Annotated in this window: 19 protein-coding genes; 15 read left to right on the top strand and 4 right to left on the bottom strand. The window is 59.7% G+C overall.

Annotation, left to right across the window (positions count from 1 at the left end; translation table 11 throughout):
* The first annotated feature begins 57 nt into the window (after nucleotides 1-57).
* From HU742_RS12680 to HU742_RS12700, 5 genes are all read left to right on the top strand, one after another.
* On the top strand, nucleotides 58-1,110 hold the full coding sequence (locus HU742_RS12680) for a putative 2-aminoethylphosphonate ABC transporter ATP-binding protein (RefSeq protein WP_225923566.1): 1,053 nt from the start codon (nucleotides 58-60) through the stop codon (nucleotides 1,108-1,110).
* Nucleotide 1,111: 1 nt separating this feature from the next.
* Nucleotides 1,112-2,827 carry a putative 2-aminoethylphosphonate ABC transporter permease subunit gene (locus tag HU742_RS12685; protein ID WP_186642715.1) on the top strand — a complete coding sequence of 572 codons (1,716 nt, stop codon included), beginning with the start codon at nucleotides 1,112-1,114 and terminating at the stop codon, nucleotides 2,825-2,827.
* A 17-nt stretch (nucleotides 2,828-2,844) separates the two neighbouring features.
* Nucleotides 2,845-3,672, top strand: coding sequence for a phosphonoacetaldehyde hydrolase (gene phnX / locus HU742_RS12690; protein WP_186632433.1), 828 nt, complete (start codon nucleotides 2,845-2,847; stop codon nucleotides 3,670-3,672).
* 30 nt (nucleotides 3,673-3,702) lie between these two features.
* Nucleotides 3,703-4,722, top strand: a complete 1,020-nt coding sequence (locus HU742_RS12695; RefSeq protein WP_186642716.1) for a putative 2-aminoethylphosphonate ABC transporter substrate-binding protein — start codon at nucleotides 3,703-3,705, stop codon at nucleotides 4,720-4,722.
* 75 nt (nucleotides 4,723-4,797) lie between these two features.
* Nucleotides 4,798-5,955, top strand: a complete 1,158-nt coding sequence (locus HU742_RS12700; RefSeq protein ID WP_186632438.1) for a TIGR03364 family FAD-dependent oxidoreductase — start codon at nucleotides 4,798-4,800, stop codon at nucleotides 5,953-5,955.
* A gap of 53 nt (nucleotides 5,956-6,008) precedes the next feature.
* Here the strand turns inward: HU742_RS12700 and ppk2 are convergent, their stop codons facing one another.
* Nucleotides 6,009-6,926: a polyphosphate kinase 2 gene (gene ppk2, locus HU742_RS12705; RefSeq protein WP_186632441.1), complete on the bottom strand. Its 918-nt coding sequence runs from the start codon at nucleotides 6,924-6,926 to the stop codon at nucleotides 6,009-6,011.
* 181 nt (nucleotides 6,927-7,107) lie between these two features.
* Between ppk2 and pstS the strand changes: the two genes are divergently transcribed.
* From pstS to HU742_RS26900, 8 genes are all read left to right on the top strand, one after another.
* Entirely contained in the window at nucleotides 7,108-8,139 is a 1,032-nt protein-coding gene (pstS, locus tag HU742_RS12710) for a phosphate ABC transporter substrate-binding protein PstS (RefSeq protein ID WP_186632445.1), read from the top strand.
* Nucleotides 8,140-8,211: 72 nt separating this feature from the next.
* Complete coding sequence (pstC, locus tag HU742_RS12715) at nucleotides 8,212-9,177, top strand: phosphate ABC transporter permease subunit PstC (RefSeq protein ID WP_186611881.1); 966 nt, start codon at nucleotides 8,212-8,214, stop codon at nucleotides 9,175-9,177.
* A complete protein-coding gene (gene pstA / locus HU742_RS12720; protein WP_186611880.1) occupies nucleotides 9,177-10,088 on the top strand; it encodes a phosphate ABC transporter permease PstA in 912 nt (303 codons plus the stop codon). The genes pstC and pstA overlap by 1 nt, the downstream gene beginning before the upstream one ends.
* A gap of 75 nt (nucleotides 10,089-10,163) precedes the next feature.
* On the top strand, nucleotides 10,164-10,925 hold the full coding sequence (gene pstB / locus HU742_RS12725; RefSeq protein ID WP_025214260.1) for a phosphate ABC transporter ATP-binding protein PstB: 762 nt from the start codon (nucleotides 10,164-10,166) through the stop codon (nucleotides 10,923-10,925).
* A gap of 93 nt (nucleotides 10,926-11,018) precedes the next feature.
* Nucleotides 11,019-11,717, top strand: coding sequence for a hypothetical protein (locus HU742_RS12730; protein WP_186642717.1), 699 nt, complete (start codon nucleotides 11,019-11,021; stop codon nucleotides 11,715-11,717).
* On the top strand, nucleotides 11,717-12,370 hold the full coding sequence (locus HU742_RS12735; RefSeq protein ID WP_189664236.1) for a hypothetical protein: 654 nt from the start codon (nucleotides 11,717-11,719) through the stop codon (nucleotides 12,368-12,370). Before HU742_RS12730 ends, HU742_RS12735 begins: the two co-directional genes overlap by 1 nt.
* Before the next feature lie 205 nt (nucleotides 12,371-12,575).
* On the top strand, nucleotides 12,576-13,832 hold the full coding sequence (locus HU742_RS12740; protein WP_186642718.1) for an MFS transporter: 1,257 nt from the start codon (nucleotides 12,576-12,578) through the stop codon (nucleotides 13,830-13,832).
* Nucleotides 13,833-13,883: 51 nt separating this feature from the next.
* Nucleotides 13,884-14,006 carry a hypothetical protein gene (locus HU742_RS26900; RefSeq protein WP_264082721.1) on the top strand — a complete coding sequence of 41 codons (123 nt, stop codon included), beginning with the start codon at nucleotides 13,884-13,886 and terminating at the stop codon, nucleotides 14,004-14,006.
* A gap of 39 nt (nucleotides 14,007-14,045) precedes the next feature.
* On the opposite strand, the gene HU742_RS12745 is transcribed toward HU742_RS26900, so the two are convergent.
* Nucleotides 14,046-15,899: an ABC transporter ATP-binding protein gene (locus HU742_RS12745; protein ID WP_186642719.1), complete on the bottom strand. Its 1,854-nt coding sequence runs from the start codon at nucleotides 15,897-15,899 to the stop codon at nucleotides 14,046-14,048.
* Between the two features lie 74 nt (nucleotides 15,900-15,973).
* Nucleotides 15,974-16,429 carry a GNAT family N-acetyltransferase gene (locus HU742_RS12750; RefSeq protein WP_186632457.1) on the bottom strand — a complete coding sequence of 152 codons (456 nt, stop codon included), beginning with the start codon at nucleotides 16,427-16,429 and terminating at the stop codon, nucleotides 15,974-15,976.
* A 209-nt stretch (nucleotides 16,430-16,638) separates the two neighbouring features.
* On the opposite strand from HU742_RS12750, the gene HU742_RS12755 reads away from it, so the two are divergent.
* Entirely contained in the window at nucleotides 16,639-17,643 is a 1,005-nt protein-coding gene (locus tag HU742_RS12755; RefSeq protein ID WP_186642720.1) for an aldo/keto reductase, read from the top strand.
* Nucleotides 17,644-17,878: 235 nt separating this feature from the next.
* On the top strand, nucleotides 17,879-18,625 hold the full coding sequence (locus HU742_RS12760) for a molybdopterin cofactor-binding domain-containing protein (protein WP_186642721.1): 747 nt from the start codon (nucleotides 17,879-17,881) through the stop codon (nucleotides 18,623-18,625).
* A gap of 48 nt (nucleotides 18,626-18,673) precedes the next feature.
* On the opposite strand, the gene HU742_RS12765 is transcribed toward HU742_RS12760, so the two are convergent.
* Complete coding sequence (locus HU742_RS12765; protein ID WP_186642722.1) at nucleotides 18,674-20,386, bottom strand: sensor domain-containing diguanylate cyclase; 1,713 nt, start codon at nucleotides 20,384-20,386, stop codon at nucleotides 18,674-18,676.
* Between the last annotated feature and the right edge of the window lie 172 nt (nucleotides 20,387-20,558).

The raw sequence follows: 20,558 nt of genomic DNA on the forward strand, positions 1-20,558 counted from the left end.
TCGTACTGCCTGCCTACCATGACTCTCGTCGAGCTGACAGCTCATCGAGGTTACGTCATGACAAGTACACGCTCCGTAGACATGCAGATACGCGACATCCACAAGGGTTTCGGTGCCTTCAAGGCGCTGGATGGGGTGTCGCTGGATATCGCCGCGGGTGAGTTGGTGTGCTTGCTCGGGCCGTCCGGCTGCGGCAAGACCACGCTGCTGCGCTGCATCGCCGGCCTGGAGCGACAGGACCGCGGGACGATCATGATTGGCGCCCGGGATGTCTCGACCCTGGCGCCCCAGGCGCGTGACTACGGCATCCTGTTTCAATCCTATGCGCTGTTTCCCAACCTGACGGTGGAACAGAACATTGGCTACGGTTTGGCCGGTAATGGCCGCGAGACGATTCGCGGGCGGGTCAACGAAATGCTCGACCTCGTCGGGCTGTGCGGCAGCGAGAAAAAATACCCGGGGCAGCTCTCGGGCGGACAGCAGCAGCGGGTCGCCTTGGCGCGTGCCTTGGCCCCGGCGCCGTCGTTGCTGCTGCTCGACGAACCGATGTCGGCCCTGGATGCCCGGGTACGCGAACATCTGTGCAGCGAGTTGCGCCAACTGCAAAAACGCCTGGGCGTTACCACGTTGATGGTCACTCACAACCAGGACGAGGCGATGTTGATGGCCGACCGCATCGCGGTGATCAATCAGGGTCGCGTTGAACAATTTGCCAGCGCTCAACAGATCTACCGCGCACCGGCGACTGCCTTCGTCGCCGACTTTGTCGGGCAGGGCAACTGGCTGCCCTTCGAGCGCGGGCAGGATGGCCAGGTGCGCGTCGGCGGGCACCGCCTCAACCTGCATGGTGCTGACGCGCGCCGCAGCGGACGACTCTTTTGCCGTCCGGAAGCCGTACGGATCAACCCGTCGACGCCGGAAGACAATCTCTTCGATGCACAGTTGCGTGAGCTGACCTTCCTCGGCAACCGTTGCCGCTTGAGCTTTGAGCTGGACGCGTTGCCGGGCCACATGCTGCTGGCGGAGCTGGAGCCGCACGCCATGCCGCAGCTGACCCATGCACCGCTGAAGGTCGCGCTGCCGTCCCACAGTCTCCAGGTGTTCAGCTGATATGCAAGGCACGATGTCCATCAAGCCGGCCGTGTTGCAGCCACGCCAAGTGCCCGGTGATTTGCCAGACCAAGTGTTCATTCGCGGCGGGCAATGGCTGCTTCTGCTGTTGCTGGTACTGGCGGTACTGCTGCCTTTGCTCGCCATGCTGTGGCGTGCGTTCAGCGGGGACGCCAGCCAGGGCGGCGGCCTGCAGGCGGCGCTGAGGTTGTTCACCAGCGGCCATTTTCATTGGCTGCTTGGCAACAGCCTGACGGCTTCGCTGACCGTCGCGGCAATCGTGGTGCCGCTGGCCTATGCCTTCGCCTACGCCTTGCAACGCACCTGCATCGTGGCAAAGCCGTTGTGGCGGGGCATCTCGCTGCTGCCGTTACTGGCACCGTCGATGTTGCCGGGCATTGCGCTGATCTATCTGTTCGGCAACCAAGGGCTGCTGCGCGGCCTGGTTACCGACAATATCTACGGGTTCTGGGGCATCGTCCTCGGGCAAGCGATCTACACCTTCCCCCATGCATTGATGGTGCTGATGTCGGCATTGGCGTTGTCGGACGCGCGGTTGTTCGATGCGGCTGCGAGCATGGGCGCCTCGCCATCGCGAGCCTTTCGCAGCATCACTTGGCCCGGCAGCCGCCAAGGTGTGTTCGCGGCTTTCTGCCTGGTATTCACCCTGTGCATCACCGATTTCGGCGTGCCCGTCACGGTCGGCGGTGATTACCAAGTGCTTGCCTTGGAAGCCTACAAGGCTGTCGTAGGCCAGCAGCAGTTTGGCCGAGGGGCGCTGATCGGCGTGGTTCTGCTGCTGCCGGCGTTACTCAGCTTTGCGGTGGACGCATGGCTGCGTCGTAGTCAGCGCGACACCCTGAGCGGTCGAGCGCAGGTTTATCACCCGTCGCCGTCACGGGGCAGGGACGCTGCCTTCCTGAGCGTAACGGCCCTGATCTGCTGCGCGCTGGTCGGCGTGTTCGGCATGGCGGTATACGCCTCACTCGTGCAGTTCTGGCCGTATGACCTGTCGTTGTCGCTTGAAAACTATGCCTTTTCCGAGCTGCCCGGCGGCTGGCTGGCTTATCGCAATAGCCTGTTGCTGGCGCTGTGCAGCGCCTTGTTCGGCAGCCTGCTGATCTTCACCGGCACTTACCTGATCGAGAAAACCCGACAGAGTCCGCTGACCCGAATCCTGCGCTTGCTCAGCTTCGTGCCAATGGCCGTGCCCGGCCTGGTCCTGGGCCTGGGCTACGTATTTTTCTTCAACGTGCCGGGCAATCCACTGAACAGTTTGTACGGCAGCCTGGCCCTGCTGGTTGTTTGCACCGTCGCCCACTTCTTGACGACCGCGCACATGACCGCAAGCTCGGCCCTGCGGCAGCTCGACGACGAATTCGAAGCCGCGGCGCTGGCGCTCAAAGTGCCGCTGGCTCGCCACTTCCTGCGGGTGACATTGCCCATGTGCCTGCCAGCGCTGCTCGACATCATCCGTTATCTGTTCGTGTCGGCGATGACCACCGTCTCGGCGGCGATCTTTCTCTACAGCCCTGACAGCGTCCTGGCCGCAGTGGCCGTATTGAACATGGACGACGCCGGCAATGTCGGCGGGGCCGCCGCGATGTCCACGCTGATCCTGCTGACCTCGGCCGGTGTGTCGCTGCTGCTCGCGGCACTCTCGCGCCGGCTGCTGCGCCGTTCCCAAGCCTGGCGCCAGCAGGTGCCGGGTCTTTGAAAATCCTGGAGATAGTCATGCATTACCAACCCCCTACACACCTGCAGGCGGCCATTCTCGATTGGGCGGGCACTGTGGTGGACTTCGGTTCGTTCGCCCCGACGCGGATCTTCGTCGAAGCCTTCGCCAGCTTCGACATCCAGATCAGCCTGGAAGAGGCGCGTGGCCCGATGGGCATGGGCAAATGGGAGCATATCCGCACCTTGTGCAATCAGCCGGCGGTAGCTGAACGTTTCCATCACCGCTTCGCACGTGCGCCAAGCGATGATGATGTGACCGCAATCTACCAACGCTTCATGCCGCTGCAGATTGCGAAAGTCGCCAACCATTCGGACCTGATCCCCGGCGCATTGGACAGCATTGCCGCGCTGCGCCAGCGCGGTCTCAAGATCGGCAGTTGTTCCGGGTATCCCAGGCAGGTGATGGACAAAGTCGTCGAACTGGCCGCGGCCAAGGGTTATCGACCCGATCATGTGGTTGCCACCGACGACGTTCCCAAGGGGCGGCCAAGCCCGGCGCAGGCGCTGGCCAACGTAATTGCCCTGGGCCTGGACGACGTCGCGGGCTGCGTGAAGGTCGACGACACCGAACCCGGCATTCTCGAAGGCCGCAGGGCAGGGATGTGGACCGTGGCGCTGCGCTTTTCCGGCAATTTCCTCGGCCTCGACTGGGAGCAGTTCCAAGCCCTCTCGGCGCAACAGTTGGCGACCGAGCGTAGCCGCATCGACGGCTTGTTTGCCGCCTGCCGCCCGCATTATCTCATCGACACCATTGCCGAATTGCCCGCTGTGATTGACCAGATCAACGCGCAGCTGGCCCGCGGTGTATTGCCGTCGCATACCTGAAAGCCTCACTGACTGACACGGAGCCGTACCATGTCCAAACGCATCGCCTTGGCCGCTGGCTTGCTGGCCGCCTGTACCTTCCAGGCCCAGGCCAATACTGAACTGACCGTATACACGGCCCTCGAGGTCGAGCAGCTCAAAGCCTACAAGCAAGCCTTCGAGCAGCAGAACCCGGAGATCGAGATCAAATGGGTGCGCGACTCCACCGGCATCGTCACCGCCAAGCTGCTGGCAGAGAAGGATCGCCCGCAAGCCGACGTGGTCTGGGGACTCGCCGGCTCCAGCCTGGCGATTCTCAAGCAACAAGGTTTGCTCGATACCTACAGCCCGGCGAATCTTAACCAGATCGCCGCCAACTATCGGGATGCCGATACACCGCCGGCTTGGGTCGGCATGGACGTTTGGGCTGCCGCGATCTGTTTCAATACGGTGGAAGCGCAGAAGCAGGGGCTGCCCAAACCCACGCGCTGGGAAGACCTGGCGAACCCGGTGTACCAAGGCAAGATCGTCATGCCCAACCCGGCCTCGTCGGGCACCGGTTACCTGGATGTCAGCGCCTGGTTGCAAACCTTCGGCGAGGCCAAGGGCTGGGCCTACATGGACAAGTTGCACGCCAATATCGGCCAGTACACGCATTCCGGCTCCAAGCCCTGCAAGCTGGCGGCCGCCGGTGAGTTCCCTATCGGCATTTCGTTTGAATACCCGGCCATCCAGCTCAAGCGCAAAGGCGCGCCCCTGGACATCGTGCTGCCCGCTGAAGGCCTGGGCTGGGAAATCGAAGCCACCGCCATCATCAAAGGCACCCGACACTTGGAAGCTGCCAGGAAACTCGCTGATTTCTCGGCTAGCCGCGAGGCCATGGAACTGTACAAAGCCAACTTCGCCGTCCTGGCACAACCGGGCATCGCCGAGCGTTTGCCGGAGCTGCCAGCGGACTACGAACAACGGCTGATACGCAACGATTTCGCCTGGGCATCGGAGAACCGCGACAGAGTGCTTGCCGAGTGGCGCAAGCGTTACGACGGCAAGTCAGAGCCCGTCGCCAAATAGCTTTCTGCAATGCCTGTCGCAGGCCCGGCGGTGTCGAGCGGGCCTCGTAATATCGATCGTTTTTAAGGAGTTTTCATGTCTGAGCACGACTGCGATCTGCTGATCGTCGGCGCCGGCATTCTCGGGTTGGCCCACGCTTGGGCGGGTGCCAAGCGCGGCCTCAAGGTCAAGGTATTCGAGCGCAGCCATACGCCGCTCGGTGCCTCGATTCGCAACTTCGGCCAGGCTTTGGTCAGCGGCCAGGCGCCGGGCATCATGCTGGACCTGGCACGGGAGGCGAACGGTTTATGGAAGACCCTGGGGCAGGGGGCCGGGCTGCATATGCACCAACAAGGCTCGCTGTTGTTCGCCCGCACTGAAGTCGAAGAAGCGTTGCTCGAGGCCTTCGTGAACGGGCGGGGCGCGACGTTGGGTTATCGCACCCAACTGCTGCGTGGCGAGGCGCTGGCGGCACTCTATGACGGCCGTTTCGCCCATCATCGCGCGGCGCTGCTAGGCCTGGACGACCAGCAGTTGTATTCCCGCGAGGCGCTTACGCAGATTGTCGATTACCTGGCCCGGGCCTTGGGTGTTGAATTCCACTTCTCGACGCTGGTGCGCGATGTTGAAAGCAACTGTGCGTTAACCAGTACCGGACGCTTTACCGCGCGGCACATTGTCGTGTGCTCAGGCCATGACTACCAGACGCTGCTGGCCGAGCAAATCGCCGCGCTAAAACCGCAGGTGTGCGGACTGCAAATGCTCCGCGTCCGCCCACGTCAGCCTTTGGCGTTGCAACATGCGTTGCTGACCGGACTGAGCTGCGTGCACTACGGCGCCTTCGCCGATCTGCCTGAAGCGCAGGCCATCCGCGCGCAGATCCGCACGAACCAACCGGAGTTGGAGACGCATGGCATCCATTTGCTCATCAGTCCCACACCGCACGGCGATCTGATCATTGGCGACTCCCATGTCTACGGCCGCGACATTTCGCCGTTCAACACCGAGCAGGTGGATCGGATTCTGATCGATCTTGCGCAAGATACCCTGGGCGGCGAAATCGAAGTACTGGAACGATGGCAAGGCGTGTATGGCGCGCGCGGACCTGGGCCGTTCAGCGTGCTCGCCGCCGCGCCGGGGGTTACCGCTGTGCTGATGCACACCGGGTTGGGGATGAGCGTGGGCCTCGCGCTTGGCGAGCGCACTATCGCGGACTTGCTGGGTGAAGCCCGCCCGCACAGTTCGGCGGCTTGATCTCAAGTGCGCTACAAGGGGGCCTCGTACAGCGGCCCCCAACGTGGCTCACTTCAATACACCTGGGGCACGATAAGTTCAGGTGGAGTGGGGCTTCGGGAATAGTCTTCTTGCCTGACGCGCTGCGGCAGTTCGATTACCGGCAGCTCAACCTCTTCATAGGCCATCTGCCCGAGAAGATGATTGATGCAGTTGAGCCTGGCTTTCTTTTTATCATCGGCCTGTACTACCCACCAAGGTGCTTCGGCAATGTGGGTGCGTTCAAGCATGATTTCCTTGGCCTTGGTATAGGCTTCCCACCGCCGGCGCGACTCCAAGTCCATGGGGCTGAGTTTCCACTGCTTGAGCGGATCATGGATGCGACTCAGAAAGCGCAGGTGCTGTTCCTGGTCGGAAATGGAGAACCAGTATTTGATCAATTGGATGCCGGAGCGGACGAGCATGCGTTCGAACTCCGGTACGGTACGGAAGAACTCTTCGTACTGATCTTCGTTGCAAAACCCCATCACTTGTTCCACACCCGCACGGTTGTACCAGCTACGGTCGAACAGTACGATTTCGCCCGCCGCCGGCAGATGCGAGACGTAGCGCTGGAAGTACCATTGGGTACGTTCGCGGTCGTTGGGGGCGGGCAGGGCGGCGACCCGGCAGACCCGAGGATTCAGGCGCTGGGTGATTCGCTTGATGACGCCGCCTTTGCCGGCGGCATCCCGTCCTTCGAACAGAATGACGACTTTGTGGCCTGTCTTGACCACCCAGCTTTGCAGCTTGACCAGTTCGCCTTGCAGGCGGAACAGTTCGCTGAAATATAGCCTGCGAGCATCCTTCTCTGTGCCTTCCGTTACGTGCTCGTCGAAGAGCGCATTCAGGTCATGCCCGTCTTCGGATAATTCCAGTTCCAGCTCTTCATCACTGTGATCAAGCAGCTCACGGTGGATGCGCTGTATCAAGGTGTCTGGTGCAGAGGACATAGAAGGGGCTCGCGGAGTGAGGATGGCAAAGTGTTAGGCGTAATTTGTTACGAGCCCATTACATCGAACTGCTTTGCTGCGGTTACAGGAGGATAACCGTGCTGCTTGCCATTGAGCCTTCATGAAAACGTAACAAAACTGCTGCAGAGTTCGGGAGCCCGTAATCACAAGGTGTCCCTTAATGAAAAGTTTGATGAAGTCTGCTGCGCTCGCCATTGCGGTTTCTCTTTGTGCCACCTCGGCGTCCTTCGCAGCAGAGAATGTCCGTCTGACAGGTTCCGGGGCGAGTTTCCCTGCACCGATCTACCTCACCTGGTTCAAGGATTTCAGCAAGAAGTCCGACAGTGTCACCGTTGATTACCAATCCAAGGGCAGTGGCGCGGGCGTACAGGATTTCCTGAACAAAACCGTCGACTTCGCCGCCAGTGACTCGGCAATGAAAGATGAAGATATCGCCAAGGTCGCCGAAGGCGTGCAGTTGCTGCCGATGACCGCTGGGGAAATCGTGCTGGCCTATAACCTGCCGGGCAATCCCAAGGGTCTCAAGCTGCCACGCGACGTGTACTCGAACATTTTCCTGGGCAAGATCACGCGCTGGAACGATCCACAGATTGTGGCTGCCAACCCGGACCTGAAACTGTCCGATACACCGATCACCGTCGTTGTACGTGCTGACTCCAGCGGTACGACCGCCGTGTTCACCAAACACCTGGCGACCATCAATCCAGAGTTCAAGCAGGCGCTGGGCGAGGGCAACACCGTCAACTGGCCGGCCAGTGACAAGTTCATCAAGTCGCCGAAGAACGATGGCGTCACCGCAACTGTGCGCCAGACCCCGGGCGCGATTGGCTACATCGAATACGGCTTCGCCAAGCTCGCCAAGGTTGACTTTGCCCAACTGCAGAACAAGGCCGGCAAGTACGTCGTGCCAAACGCCGAAAGCGGTGCCGAGGCCCTGGCTGCGGTGAAGATGCCGGAAAACCTGGTGGCCTGGCTGCCGGATCCGGACGGTGCCAAGTCGTACCCGATCACGTCCTACACCTGGATGATCTTCCGCAAGGATAACGGCAATCCGGCCAAGGCCAAGGCCATGCGTGAAATGGTCGAATACAGCCTGACCGAAGGCCAGAAGATTGCCGATTCGATGGGTTATATCCCCTTGCCACAATCGGTTGTCGAGCAGGTTCGCAAAGCGTCCGCCAACATCCAGTAATGCCGTGAGGTCTCTCTCGGTGTTGCTCTTAGCATGCCGGGGGAGTTATCCCCCTTGTTCCGGACTTAGCCAATGAACAAACCTTTTGTCGTACCGGTTAATCCGGACTCCGCCTGCCAACCACCCTCGACGAAGGACTTCCTGGTTGATCGCACGTTTCGTGCGCTTGCGCGCATCGGGGTGGTCCTGATTCTGGCGCTGGTGTTTGCACTGGTATTCGAGGTGGGACGCAAGGCGCTTCCTGGCATGGAGAAACATGGTTTCGACGTGCTCTTGGGGAGTGTCTGGGACGTTAACCAAGGTAAGTACGGCATCCTGCCGGCTATCTGGGGCACGCTCTACAGCGCCCTGATCGCATTGTTGATCGCAGGCTTTTTCGGCGTCAGCATGGCGATCTTCCTGACCCAGGACTTCCTGCCGCCCAAGCTTGCCGCGATCTTCCGCACCATTGTCGAATTGCTCGCGGCCATTCCAAGCGTTGTCTATGGCCTGTGGGGGATCTACGTGGTGATCCCGGCGATTCGTCCGCTGACGACCTGGTTGAACAGCGAGCTCGGCTGGGTGCCTTTTTTCGGTACATCCCTGAGCGGGCCAGGGCTGCTCCCTGCGGCGCTGGTGCTTGCCATCATGATTCTGCCGACCATTGCCGCCGTTTCCCAGGATGCTCTCACGGCCGTACCGATGAAAACCAAGCAGGCCGCCTATGGCATGGGGACTACCCATTGGGAAGCGATTCTCAAGGTGATGGTGCCGTCCGCCGCCACCGGCATTTTCGGCTCTCTGGTTCTCGGCTTGGGGCGCGCGTTGGGTGAAACCATGGCGCTGGCCATGCTGGTAGGCAATGCGAACAACATCTCCCTCTCGCTGTTCGCGCCGGCCAACACACTGGCGGCCTTGCTCGCGCTGAACTTCCCGGAAGCCGGGCCGAACGAGATCGAGGTGTTGATGTATGCCGCACTGGTGCTGATGTTAATCACCCTGATCGTGAACGTCTTCGGCTCCTTGATCATGATGTATGCCCAACGGGGAAATAGGTGATGACTGATCTCTCTGCTGCAACAGACTTGACCGCTCCTGCAGGCGCGATGCCCAGCCTGCAGCGCAAGTTCGAGGGCCGCGCCCTGCGCAGCCTGATCCTGACCACGCTGGTCTGGACGGGTGCGCTACTGGCCAGCGTGCCGCTGATTTCCGTGCTCTACATGCTGATCACCCGCGGTGGCGCTCGCCTGAACCTGGAAGTCTTTACCGAACTGCCGCCAACAGGCTTCGAGATGGGCGGGGGCTTCGGCAACGCCATGGCGGGTACCTTCGTGATGGTCGGTATCGCAGCGGCAATCGCGGTGCCGGTCGGCATCATGGCGGCGATCTTCCTGGCTGAACTGGGGCCGGACAGCAAACTGGCGAACGCCTCGCGTTTTGCCGCCAAGATGCTTACGGGCCTGCCTTCGATCCTGGCCGGGGTTTTCGCTTATGCCTTGGTGGTGATGACCACCGGTACTTATTCGGCACCGGCGGGTGGCGTAGCGCTGGCGGTACTGATGCTACCGATCGTCGTGCTGACGGCGGAAGAATCGATGCGCATGGTGCCCAAGATCATGAAGGATGCCGCCTACGGCATGGGCTGCACCCGCTCACAGGTGATCTGGAAAATCGTCTTGCCTACCGGCATGCCGGCAATCCTGACCGGCGTCATGCTGGCCGTGGCACGTGCCGCGGGCGAGACGGCACCGTTGTTGTTCACCGCGCTGTTCAGCAACTACTGGATCTATCACCAAGGCAGTCTTGAGGTGATGAACCCGACTGCATCGCTTGCAGTGTTGATCTACAACTTCTCCGGCATGCCTTTCGATAACCAGCTCGAGCTCGCATGGGCGGCCTCGTTGGTGCTGGTGATGATTGTGCTGTTCGTGAACATCATCAGCCGCATTTTCGGCAAGCCTAAGTATTAAGAACGGGAGCATCTGATTTTGAACGTATCCACTGCGCAAATAGCCGCTCCGTTTGTCACCCAGGCGCCTGTAGTCATGGACTGCAAACTGGACAAGATTTTCTACGGGAACTTCATGGCGGTACGTGACAGCCATGTGCCGATCGAGAAGAACAAGATCACCGGATTCATCGGTCCTTCCGGCTGTGGCAAGAGCACTGTGCTGCGCAGCCTCAACCGGATGAATGACCTGGTGAAGGGGTTTCGTTTCGAAGGGCACGTACATTTCCTCGGACAGGACGTCTACGGCAAGGGCGTCGATCCCGTGGTCGTGCGCCGCTACATCGGCATGGTGTTCCAGCAGCCGAACCCGTTTTCGATGAGCATCTTCGACAACGTCGCGTTTGGCCTGCGCCTCAATCGCTACAAGGGCGATATCGGTGATCGGGTCAAGCACGCGCTGCAAGGCGCCGCGCTGTGGGATGAGGTCAAGGACAAGCTCAAGGTCAGCGGCCTGTCGCTCTCCGGTGGCCAGCAACAACGTCTGTGCATTGCCCGCGCCATCGCCACCGAGCCGGAAGTATTGCTGCTGGATGAGCCGTGTTCGGCGCTCGATCCGATCGCTACCCGGCGGGTCGAGGAGTTGATGGTCGAGTTGAAGAAGGACTACACCATCGCGCTGGTGACCCACAACATGCAGCAAGCCATCCGTGTCGCTGACACCACGGCGTTTTTCTCCGTGGATATTTCCCAGGGCACGCGCACCGGCTATCTGGTCGAGATGGGCCCGACGACGCAGATTTTCGATAACCCGCGTGAACAGATGACCGGGGATTACATCAGCGGTAAGTTCAGCTAAGCAACACGCCCGGTCAAGGCCGTATACCTGCAGAAGCCAAATGGATTTGGCGGGCATCCGGTAGACATTTACCCGCGTTACCAAGGAGTACTAATGCCCGCGACGCATCGGCTTGATTTGCCAGCAATTGAACGCGCACTGCGTGAAGTACAGAGCCGCTTCGCCGAACTTAGCCGGCATTTCACGGAGCCCCGAGACCCCCTGACCGACGAAGTGCTGCACAATGTGCTTGAAGGTTACGCATTGGTTGATGAGTATGTTGCCCGCGGCGTTGACCTGTTCGATCTTCAGCAACTGAACCTGATGCTGGAGATCAATGCCACGGTACTCTGTGGCCGCGACCCGGCACGCCGTTTGGAATATGCCCAGCACCTGGCAGCGACCGAGGAGCATTTCTTCAACAACGTTGAAGGAGGCATCAAGGATTTGTTCAATTGGTACTGCGCGTATCGCAGCGAATCAGTCTGGAAACGTGCGGCTGGCGTCTATGTCCGCATCCTCAGCAAGCCGCAGTTGTTCATTGAGGGTAACAACCGCAGTGGGTCGCTGATCGTCAGCTATTTGCTCATGCGCGCTGGATTGCCTCCTTTCGTGCTGACGCTGGAGAATGCCCAGGGCTACTTCAACCCGTCCTCGGTCATACGCAACTCGGCCAAGCATGGCGTCAAGGCATTGTACGAATTGCCCAAGATCAAGAAAAAATACGCAGCTTTTTTAGAAGAACAGGCACCTGATCCGATGAAGTTTTTTCTCAAAGGCAAGTCTTTGCCCCTTTATCAAGGTGGTCATTGATGAGCGGATCTCCAGCGCTTGCCAAGTGCAAAACTTTCAGCAGCCGGGTAGGGCAGGCCATTCGCTGCGCTCTGCCTACGCAGTTGTTCAAGCGTCAGCGCGTACGAATCTCGTTTGATATTGACGACACACTCGCGTGCCAACTTCACCACTGCGCAGCCGAACAAAGCAGACTGCCAGCCTGTGTTCATCGTTGGTTGGGTGAGCCGTTGCGCGAAGGCACACGTTCCCTGATCCGAGAGTTGCGCCGTCAGGATTGCAGCATCTGGGTCTATACGTCGTCTGGTCGCACACCGTCCTATATCAGGCGATGGTTGCTGCTATACGGTATCCGCGTCGATGGCGTGGTCAACAGCGTGCTGCACAATCGCGCACTGACGGTGCATGGGCTGGCGAATTCGCCTTCAAAGTATCCGCCGGCGTTCGATATCGACTTGCACGTCGATGATTCCGAAGGCGTGCAGATTGAAGGTAACGACCATGGGTTTCGCGTTGTCGTCGTGCATCCGGAGGATGACCGCTGGGCACAGAAAGTCCTGGATGCGGTCGCCATGGTCCAGGCGCAGCTCGCTTGGCAGCAAATGTGCAGACATGAAGAGCCGGTCTATCAACGAGCACAAGCTTTCCTTGAAGAAGCAGTCAGTTCTCAATGAGGACATGGGGAGCCACAAGAGCTGATACGGCGGTTCGCATAATGTATATTATGTTAAACAAGATGTTTGCGACGGATGTTTATGATTCGATTGTCTACTCGCCGGATCTGGATCCGCTCCCCTGCAACTAATCCTAAAATGCACGAGTCTCTAACTTCACCGAGGTTGAGCCATTTCGCCGAGCCTCACATCGAAAAGACTACCTGTGAGCACGACCACCTACCTGGAACGCCGCAACAACCTGTCGCTGGACAGCCTCAACTTCTTTCTCGCCGACGTGCGCGACGGCCTCGGGCCGTATCTGGCGATCTACCTGCTGGCGGTGCATCACTGGGACCCAGCGAGCATCGGCGTGGTGATGACGATCGCTGGCGTCGCCGCCCTGATCACACAGACGCCAGCGGGAGCGTTGGTTGACAGCAGCCGTGCCAAGCGCGGGTTGATTGTGATTGCCGCGCTGATCGTGACCGTCAGTTGCCTGGTGTTGCCCTTTGTCTCTTCATTCAGCCTGGTGGCGCTCACGCAGGCCTTGAGTGCGGTGGCGGCATCGATTTTTGCCCCGGCCATTTCGGCGATTACCCTGGGCATCACCGGTCCTCGCGCTTTCACGCGGCGAACCGGGCGCAACGAAACTTTCAACCATGCCGGCAACGCCTGCGCGGCCTTGCTGGCCGGTTTGTTTGCTTATTTGTTCGGCCCGGTGGCGGTGTTTTACCTGATGGCGTTCATGGCCTTGGCAAGCATGTGCGCCGTGGCGTTCGTCTCAGCTGAAGCCATCGACCATGATCTGGCTCGCGGTCTCGAACCTCGTGGCGCCAATCACCCTCAGCCCTCCGGGTTTGCCGTGTTGCTCAGCCACCGGCCGTTGCTGATGTTTGCGGTTTGCTGCGCGCTGTTCCACCTGGCAAATGCAGCCATGCTGCCGCTGGTGAGCCAAAAGCTTGCCCACGCCAATCTGCACATGGCCACCCCGCTCACCTCCGCCTGCATCGTCGCGGCGCAGCTGGTCATGGTGCCGATGGCGCTGCTGGCTGGCGCCAAAGCCGATCAATGGGGCCGCAAACCGCTGTTGTTGGCGGGTTTTCTGATTCTGCCGTTGCGCGGTGTGCTCTATACCCTGTCGGATGATCCGTACTGGCTGGTCGCGGTACAACTGCTCGACGGCGTCGGCGCCGGCCTTTTCGGCGCGTTGTTCCCGGTCATGATCAAGGACCTCACGCTTGGTTCCGGCCACTTTAATATCAGCCTCGGTGCACTCACCACGGTGTTCGGTCTGGGCGCGGCGTTGAGCAACGGTCTGGCGGGATTTGTAGTTGAAGCGGCTGGCTACGATGCAGCATTCCTGACACTTGCTGGCGTCGCCGGGACGGCGTTTTTACTGCTATGGTTTGGGGTTCCGGAAACCATGCAACGTTCTGAAGGCGTCAAAACTGATCGAATCGAGATCAGCTCTGGCGCCTGAAGCAATCAAACCGAAGCCTTCAAATCCACGCCCAGCGCTTGGACAAACGCCTTGACCCGCGGGCTGCGCACCGTGTTGTATTGCCGGATGTCCTATGCCTTGATTGCACTGACCGCCATGGGTGGATTCTTGTGTTTCATGAACGGTCGTCGGGTGGCTGGCGTGCAGAACTGATGCGTCGGCTGTTTCAGCGAACAGAACCATTGCCCTCACCTACTCCACCGCCTCAACCACCCCCTGATCCTCGCCCAGAAACCCGCCGCTCTGGTGGTGCCACAATCGCGCATAGGTGCCGTTCTTGCCGAGCAATTCGGCGTGGGTGCCCTGCTCGATGATCCGCCCTTCATCCATGACGATGAGCCTGTCCATCGCCGCGATCGTGGACAGCCGATGGGCGATGGCGATCACAGTCTTGCCCTTCATCATTTCATCGAGGCTTTCCTGAATGGCCACTTCGACTTCCGAATCCAGCGCGCTGGTGGCCTCGTCCAGCAGCAGGATCGGCGCGTTCTTGAGCATGACCCGGGCAATGGCGATGCGTTGGCGCTGGCCGCCTGAAAGCTTGATGCCACGCTCGCCCACCAGGGTGTCGTAGCCGCTGTGGCCTTGCTTGTCGCTCAGTTGATTGATGAACCCATCCGCTTGGGCGCTGGCGGCGGCACTGCGTATTTCCTCATCGGTGGCGTCGGGGCGACCGTAGGCAATGTTGTCGCGGATGGACCGGTGCAACAGCGACGTGTCCTGGGTGACCATGCCGATGGCGCTGCGCAGGCTGTCCTGCGTGACATGCGCGATGTTCTGCCCATCGATTCGAATCTCACCGCTGTCCACGTCGTAGAAGCGCAGCAGCAGGTTGATCAGCGTGGATTTGCCGGCACCGGAGCGACCTACCAGGCCGATCTTTTCACCTGGCCGGATGCTCAGGCTCAGGCCATCAAGCACCTGGCGTTCGCCGTTGTAATTGAAGCTGACGTTGTCGAAGGTCACCGCACCACCGGTGGTCACCAGCACACCGGCGTCCGGCGCATCCTTAACCTTGGGACCGCGCGTCAAGGTCTCCATGCCATCCTGCAGAGTGCCGATGTTCTCGAACAGCGAGGTCATTTGCCACATGATCCAGTGCGACATGCCATTGATGCGCAAAGCCATGGCCGTAATCGCCGCCACGGCACCGGTGCCGACTTCGCCTTGATGCCATAGCCACAGCGCATAACCGCCCGAACCCATGATCAATGCGACGACCAAAGCCTGATTGACGATCTCGAACTGGCTGACCAAGCGCATCTGGCGAAAACCGGTTTGCTTGAAATCTTCCATGGCAGCGCGGGCGAAGTGTGCTTCGCGTTTTGAGTGGGAGAACAGCTTCACCGTGGTGATGTTGGTGTAGGCGTCCGAGATACGCCCGGTCATCGACGACCGCGCATTGGCCTGCTCCTGGCCGACTTTCTCCAGGCGCGGCACGAAGTACCGCATGGCCAGGCCGAACAACGCAACCCAGGCAATGAAAGGCAGCATCAGCTTCAAATCAAAGCCGCCAGCCAGAGCAATGATCGCGATGAAATACACGCCAATCCCCGGCGCGATCTCGATGATGGTGAACAGCACCTCGCGCACGGACAGCGCCGTTTGCATCACTTTGGTAGTGACCCGGCCGGAGAACTCATCCGAGAAGAACGAAAGGCTTTGCCGCAGCATCAGCCGATGAAAATCCCAACGCAGTCGCAACGGCAGATTGATCGCCAATATCTGGTGCTGCACCATCGTGCGCAACGCCACCAGCCCGATGCTGGTCACCAGCATGATGCCGATGCCCCAAAGGACTCGGCTTTCCTGCCTGGTCGCATCACCACCGGCCTGCCAGGTCGAGAGCAGGTCGACGACCTGGCCGAGAAAAGAAAACAGCCAGGCTTCGTAAATAGACACTCCGGCGCTAAGCAGCGCAAGCGCCAGGATGTAACCGCGGGCACCCCGCGTACAGGCCCACAGGAACCGCGCCAGACCGTCCGGTGGTGGCGGCGCCTCGTCGGGCGGAAAAGGGTCGAGCCGTTGTTCAAATGCGTGAAGCATGGTGTCTCCATGACGATCCAAGAAGGAGATTGGCATCTAAAGATTGCTTTGAAGGGTTTGGATGGAGGGCAAGATTATCCGTTCAAAGATTTTTCCATGACGATTGTGCGCTCTGCGCCGTGAAACGCGTCGCGGACTTTGCGGAAACCCAGGGAGTAATAAAACGTCTCTGCCGTGATCGAGGAAGGGACTCGCAACCATTCAACGCCGTTTTCCGAGGCCGCCGACTCGATCGTGGCCATCAACTGACGACCAATGCCCCTGCCCTGATAGGACGGGTCAACAAATACGCTTCGGACGGTGTCTTTATCAAGACTTCCCGTTGCGACGAGCTGACCATCGAAGCTCGCGACATACACCTCGCGCAGGCTTAGAAAGTCCAGGATTGCCGACGGTGAAAAGCTTCGCTGCACCTGCTCGATGATGTCTGATGAATAGTCTTGGGCATTGGACTCGCGCAGTGCCGCTGCCACGACCAGGCTGATTGCTACGGCATCCGTACTGATTGCCTTTCGAATAACGCAGTCCATTGAGCGCTGTTCCTTGCGTTCGGTTGTTGAAATGCCAGTGTAGGCGACTGCATACCCACCGCACCACGTCGCCGAACAGCTTCTATCAGGCCCGTCCAGAATCCCGCACCAACGGCACATGTATGCAGCGCCCGGGCCTAAATCCGACGCCTGTCTATGCTTCAAGCACCTCGACGCGCTCATCAGTGGCTGGATCAACGGAGTAGACCATGAAATATCTATCGTTTGGCAAGACTGGGCTCAGGGTTTCCCAAGTCGCCCTCGGCACCGGCAATTTTGGCACGGGCTGGGGATACGGTGCCGATCCAGACACCAGCGAGACCGTGTTCAATGCGTATGCCGAAGCCGGAGGAAATTTCATCGACACGGCGGACGCCTACCAGTTCGGCCAGTCTGAAGAGCTACTCGGCAAGCTGCTCGCAGGCCGGCGCGATCAATTCGTCCTCGCGACGAAATTCAGCAATGGCGCCGCGCCAAACGCCGACAGGCTAGTCACTGGCAACAGCCGCAAGGCCATGGCCGCCTCAGTGGAAGCGAGCCTTAAACGGCTGAAGACCGATCACATTGATCTCTACTGGGTGCACCATCCTGACGGCGTAACCCCCGCCGAGGAAATAGTCCGCGGTTTCGAGGACCTTGCCCGCGCTGGCAAGATCCTCTATGCGGGCCTGTCGAATTTTCCCGCGTGGCGACTCGCCCGAGTGGCCACGCTGGCTGAGCTCAATCGCGTGATACCTATTGCCGCCGCCCAGTTTGAACACAGCCTGGTCCACCGCGATCCTGAAGCCGATCTTTTCCCCGCGAGCCATGCCCTTGGGCTGGGCGTCGTCACGTGGTCGCCGCTGGGTGGCGGGATGCTCACCGGAAAATATCGCAAAGGTGAAAAAGGCCGTGCCGAAGGCTTCGGCGGTCGCGTGTTTCAACCCGAGGACTCGGCGCAACGCACACAAGTACTCGACACGGTACTCGCCATCGCTGGCGAACTGGGCGCCAGCCCGGGCCAAGTCGCCATCGCGTGGGCGGGCACGCACGGGGCCGTGCCGATTCTCGGCCCACGCACCCTGCCCCAACTCGCCGACAACCTCGGCGCGCTCTCGCTTGAGCTTTCGGCTGAACACATCGACCTGCTTGATAGTGTCAGCAACCTTGTACCCTCCGCGCCGGTGAGAAAGGCCATTTCATGGGAGGCAGGAGACAACCCGGTGGTTGCATAACTCAGGCTTTCATCGATGGGCGTCTTTTCGCCCATTTAAGGCGGCGGTATTCGGCGGCGCATATGTCTTGCCTGCGTGTTTGACATGTTCCTGTCAGCCGACCGTCACCCTGACGTCAGATCCTCTCCCCTAAAGTACTGCCTGACTGCCCCTGCGGTGCAGCCGTGACCAGGTACCGATACAGGGCCCACCGCTTTAGCTGGAACTCTTGCTATCAGCCGGAAGGAGAAACGCAATGAGCCATCCTGATGCGCACGTCAGTGCTCTCGAGCAATTTACCTGGCAATCGACACTCGACAGCAATCTGGACAGAAAAGGCCTGTTGCTCCGGCTGTTCGCCGAACAGCGATTCATGGCCGCGCAGGTGCGCGCCTGCAAACTTGATCACAAGGATTACCTGCTTTCGCTGATTGATCCGGCGTCGACGACGAACGACGACACTCGGCACTCATCAAGCGTCGATAGCCATCGAATGCGGAGCGTCATCACCGAAGCGGCAAGGAAAGCCCATTGGGGCACGCTCCCAAGACATGGTCGGGCGCAAGGCATCGCCGCCCACTATGACGCGCAGACCTGCATGGCGGTCGTACTCGATATCGAGGTGAGCGACGAAGGTCGCTTGATCATTCATGACGCGGTCGTGGTTGCGGACTTGGGTTTCGTGGCAAATCCTGGTCGCGTGCGCTCGCAGCTCGAAGGCGCTTGCCTGATGGGGATAGCGTTTGTGACGTCCAGTGATTTTGATCCGACCACTAAAGACGCCCGGGCTAAACCTGCCTATCGCACCCGCTGGCCACTCCTCTCTTGGCTGCCAGGACAGATCGCGGTGCACCTGATCAATCCCACCGGGGATTGCGAAGCCGGCCAGCCCAGCCAGACCAGCTACGCACCTGTTGCCCGGGCCCTGTGCAATGCAATTTTGAAGGCTACGGGTAACGAGTCGGTCCGGATCCAGTCACTGGAAAGATCGAGCGCAAGTTAACTCGCAGTTTCGCCTGGCTTACTAGGCAGCTATGCGAGAACTCTTCGCTCAAACGGCTCCCACTTTGCGCACCGGCCAGGATTCAACCCGGTTTTTGCCCAGTCGCTTGGCCGCGTAAAGCGCCGAGTCAGCCGCTTTTAACAGAGTACCTTGATCGGCCCCGCTGGTTTCTGTGGAAGCCACCCCAAACGAAGCCGACACCGTGAATGTCTGCCCGTGGTCTGTCAGGCTCGTCTCTTCCAACGATGCTCGTATGGCTTCGGCTCGTGACGCCGCGACCTCGGCTGAACATTCCGGCAGGATCACAATCAGCTCCTCGCCGCCAAAGCGACAGGCAATATCGGATGACCTGAGCGATTGCACGATCAACGCGGAGACCGCACGCAGCACGGCATCGCCGGCTGCATGGCCGTAAGAGTCATTCAACTGCTTGAAGTTATCGAGGTCCAGCATGATGACGCTCAGGCAAGAGCCGTTGCGCTCGGAGCGCGCGAGTTCGCGCTTGAGCGTCTCATCCATGAAGCGCCGGTTGTACAGCCCCGTCAGCGGATCCTTGATGGACTGGGTTTCCAGTACTTGCCGCATCCTGCCATTCGCCAACGCCAACGCGGTTTGTTCGGCCACGGCTTCAGCGACTTGGAGCCCCTCCTCGGCCAAGTCACGCAGCCCAACTTGACGGATATGCAACAGCCCCAGGATCTCGCCGTACGCCATTAACGGCAGACAACAATCGGTCACTTGCTCTGTGTCCGACGACGCCGCGGGGTAATGTGGGCAGCAGAGATCGCGGTGATGCTCGGTCAAATGCGATCGCCCTCGCCTGATTGCCCAGCAATCCTTGGGGTTGAGCATGACATCAGCGCCCTTTTCCTCAGCCCGCCCCCAGGACGCAGCGTGCTGCAGGACGTCAGCAGAGTTGCGATAGAGAAAAAACTCCCCTTCGCTGGCAGGTATCAAACGCTGGCAGTAAGTGCTGGCCAGCTGGAGTATTTCCATCTGGGACAGCTCTGTCTGCAGCAACCTCGCCATGTCAGCAAGAAGGCCGATCTCGCCGTTACGGCGTTTCAAGCGCTCCAGGCTCTGGCTCAGTTGGTCGCTGGCCAGGATCGCCGCTGCTGCGGACTCCGACTGACGACGGACGCTGCGGCGCATGGATACGTAAATGAAGCGACCTAAACCTAGGGTAACGATGAAACTTGCGATCGAAATCGCAACGGCCCAGCGAATGTTGCTTAAAAGCTGACGTTCGAGCGCCGCCAGTTCCTTTGTTTCGTCAATGATCAGTTCTGCGCCGATGGTACGGACGACGTCCATCAGGTCTTTACCACCGCCAGCAGTAACTTCCTCTTCGGCAGCATCATTTCCGTGAAGACTTACCAGCTTCACCACGCGATCCAGGTGCACCATCTTCAGTTCAGCATGGCGGATGAATTCTTCAACACGCCCAACCTCTTCGGCTGGATCGCCTTGATAGGAAAGGCGCAGGCTCTTGAGGGCCGAAGGCAGTTGGGATACGGCGATATAGTAAGGTTGTAGAAATATGTCCTTTTCCGTCAACGCGTACCCGCGCTCACCGGTTTCGGCATCAACCAACAAGCCCTGGACGTTGCGGATACGATCTATCTGCACCTCGACAACGTTTCGCTCCAGGCGCGTCTCGTTTGTCCAGAACAACGTGATGGGACCAACGGCCGCCGTGACGGCCATCACAAACGTCGCGGCACCCGCGGCGAAAAGAAGGCTTGCTTTACGATCAGGCATTGAAGATTACGCTCTCGGAAATCCAGCGAGGTCGGCCTAATGGAGAGCCAGGCGCCAAGAGACAGAACCGACAAACGGTTTATTGCTTTGCACAATAAGGCAACCAAGCTGTATCCGCCAGATACCGCCAACGCTCGGGAAAACCCGTCGCAGCATGACAAGCTCCGCACGA

It is taken from the genome of Pseudomonas marvdashtae, from assembly GCF_014268655.2.
GTDB lineage: Bacteria > Pseudomonadota > Gammaproteobacteria > Pseudomonadales > Pseudomonadaceae > Aquipseudomonas > Aquipseudomonas marvdashtae.

What these genes read in the sequence shown, in the direction of transcription:
- HU742_RS12695 (WP_186642716.1), top strand. Translation starts at nt 3,703, where the DNA reads ATGTCCAAACGCATCGCCTTGGCCGCTGGCTTGCTGGCCGCCTGTACC.
- HU742_RS12735 (WP_189664236.1), top strand. Translation starts at nt 11,717, where the DNA reads ATGAGCGGATCTCCAGCGCTTGCCAAGTGCAAAACTTTCAGCAGCCGG.
- HU742_RS12755 (WP_186642720.1), top strand. Translation starts at nt 16,639, where the DNA reads ATGAAATATCTATCGTTTGGCAAGACTGGGCTCAGGGTTTCCCAAGTC.
- HU742_RS12750 (WP_186632457.1), bottom strand. Translation starts at nt 16,429, where the DNA reads ATGGACTGCGTTATTCGAAAGGCAATCAGTACGGATGCCGTAGCAATC.
- HU742_RS12685 (WP_186642715.1), top strand. Translation starts at nt 1,112, where the DNA reads ATGCAAGGCACGATGTCCATCAAGCCGGCCGTGTTGCAGCCACGCCAA.
- HU742_RS12765 (WP_186642722.1), bottom strand. Translation starts at nt 20,386, where the DNA reads ATGCCTGATCGTAAAGCAAGCCTTCTTTTCGCCGCGGGTGCCGCGACG.
- HU742_RS12730 (WP_186642717.1), top strand. Translation starts at nt 11,019, where the DNA reads ATGCCCGCGACGCATCGGCTTGATTTGCCAGCAATTGAACGCGCACTG.
- pstB (WP_025214260.1), top strand. Translation starts at nt 10,164, where the DNA reads ATGGACTGCAAACTGGACAAGATTTTCTACGGGAACTTCATGGCGGTA.
- HU742_RS12700 (WP_186632438.1), top strand. Translation starts at nt 4,798, where the DNA reads ATGTCTGAGCACGACTGCGATCTGCTGATCGTCGGCGCCGGCATTCTC.
- phnX (WP_186632433.1), top strand. Translation starts at nt 2,845, where the DNA reads ATGCATTACCAACCCCCTACACACCTGCAGGCGGCCATTCTCGATTGG.
- pstS (WP_186632445.1), top strand. Translation starts at nt 7,108, where the DNA reads ATGAAAAGTTTGATGAAGTCTGCTGCGCTCGCCATTGCGGTTTCTCTT.
- HU742_RS12760 (WP_186642721.1), top strand. Translation starts at nt 17,879, where the DNA reads ATGAGCCATCCTGATGCGCACGTCAGTGCTCTCGAGCAATTTACCTGG.
- ppk2 (WP_186632441.1), bottom strand. Translation starts at nt 6,926, where the DNA reads ATGTCCTCTGCACCAGACACCTTGATACAGCGCATCCACCGTGAGCTG.
- pstA (WP_186611880.1), top strand. Translation starts at nt 9,177, where the DNA reads ATGACTGATCTCTCTGCTGCAACAGACTTGACCGCTCCTGCAGGCGCG.
- HU742_RS12745 (WP_186642719.1), bottom strand. Translation starts at nt 15,899, where the DNA reads ATGCTTCACGCATTTGAACAACGGCTCGACCCTTTTCCGCCCGACGAG.
- pstC (WP_186611881.1), top strand. Translation starts at nt 8,212, where the DNA reads ATGAACAAACCTTTTGTCGTACCGGTTAATCCGGACTCCGCCTGCCAA.
- HU742_RS12680 (WP_225923566.1), top strand. Translation starts at nt 58, where the DNA reads ATGACAAGTACACGCTCCGTAGACATGCAGATACGCGACATCCACAAG.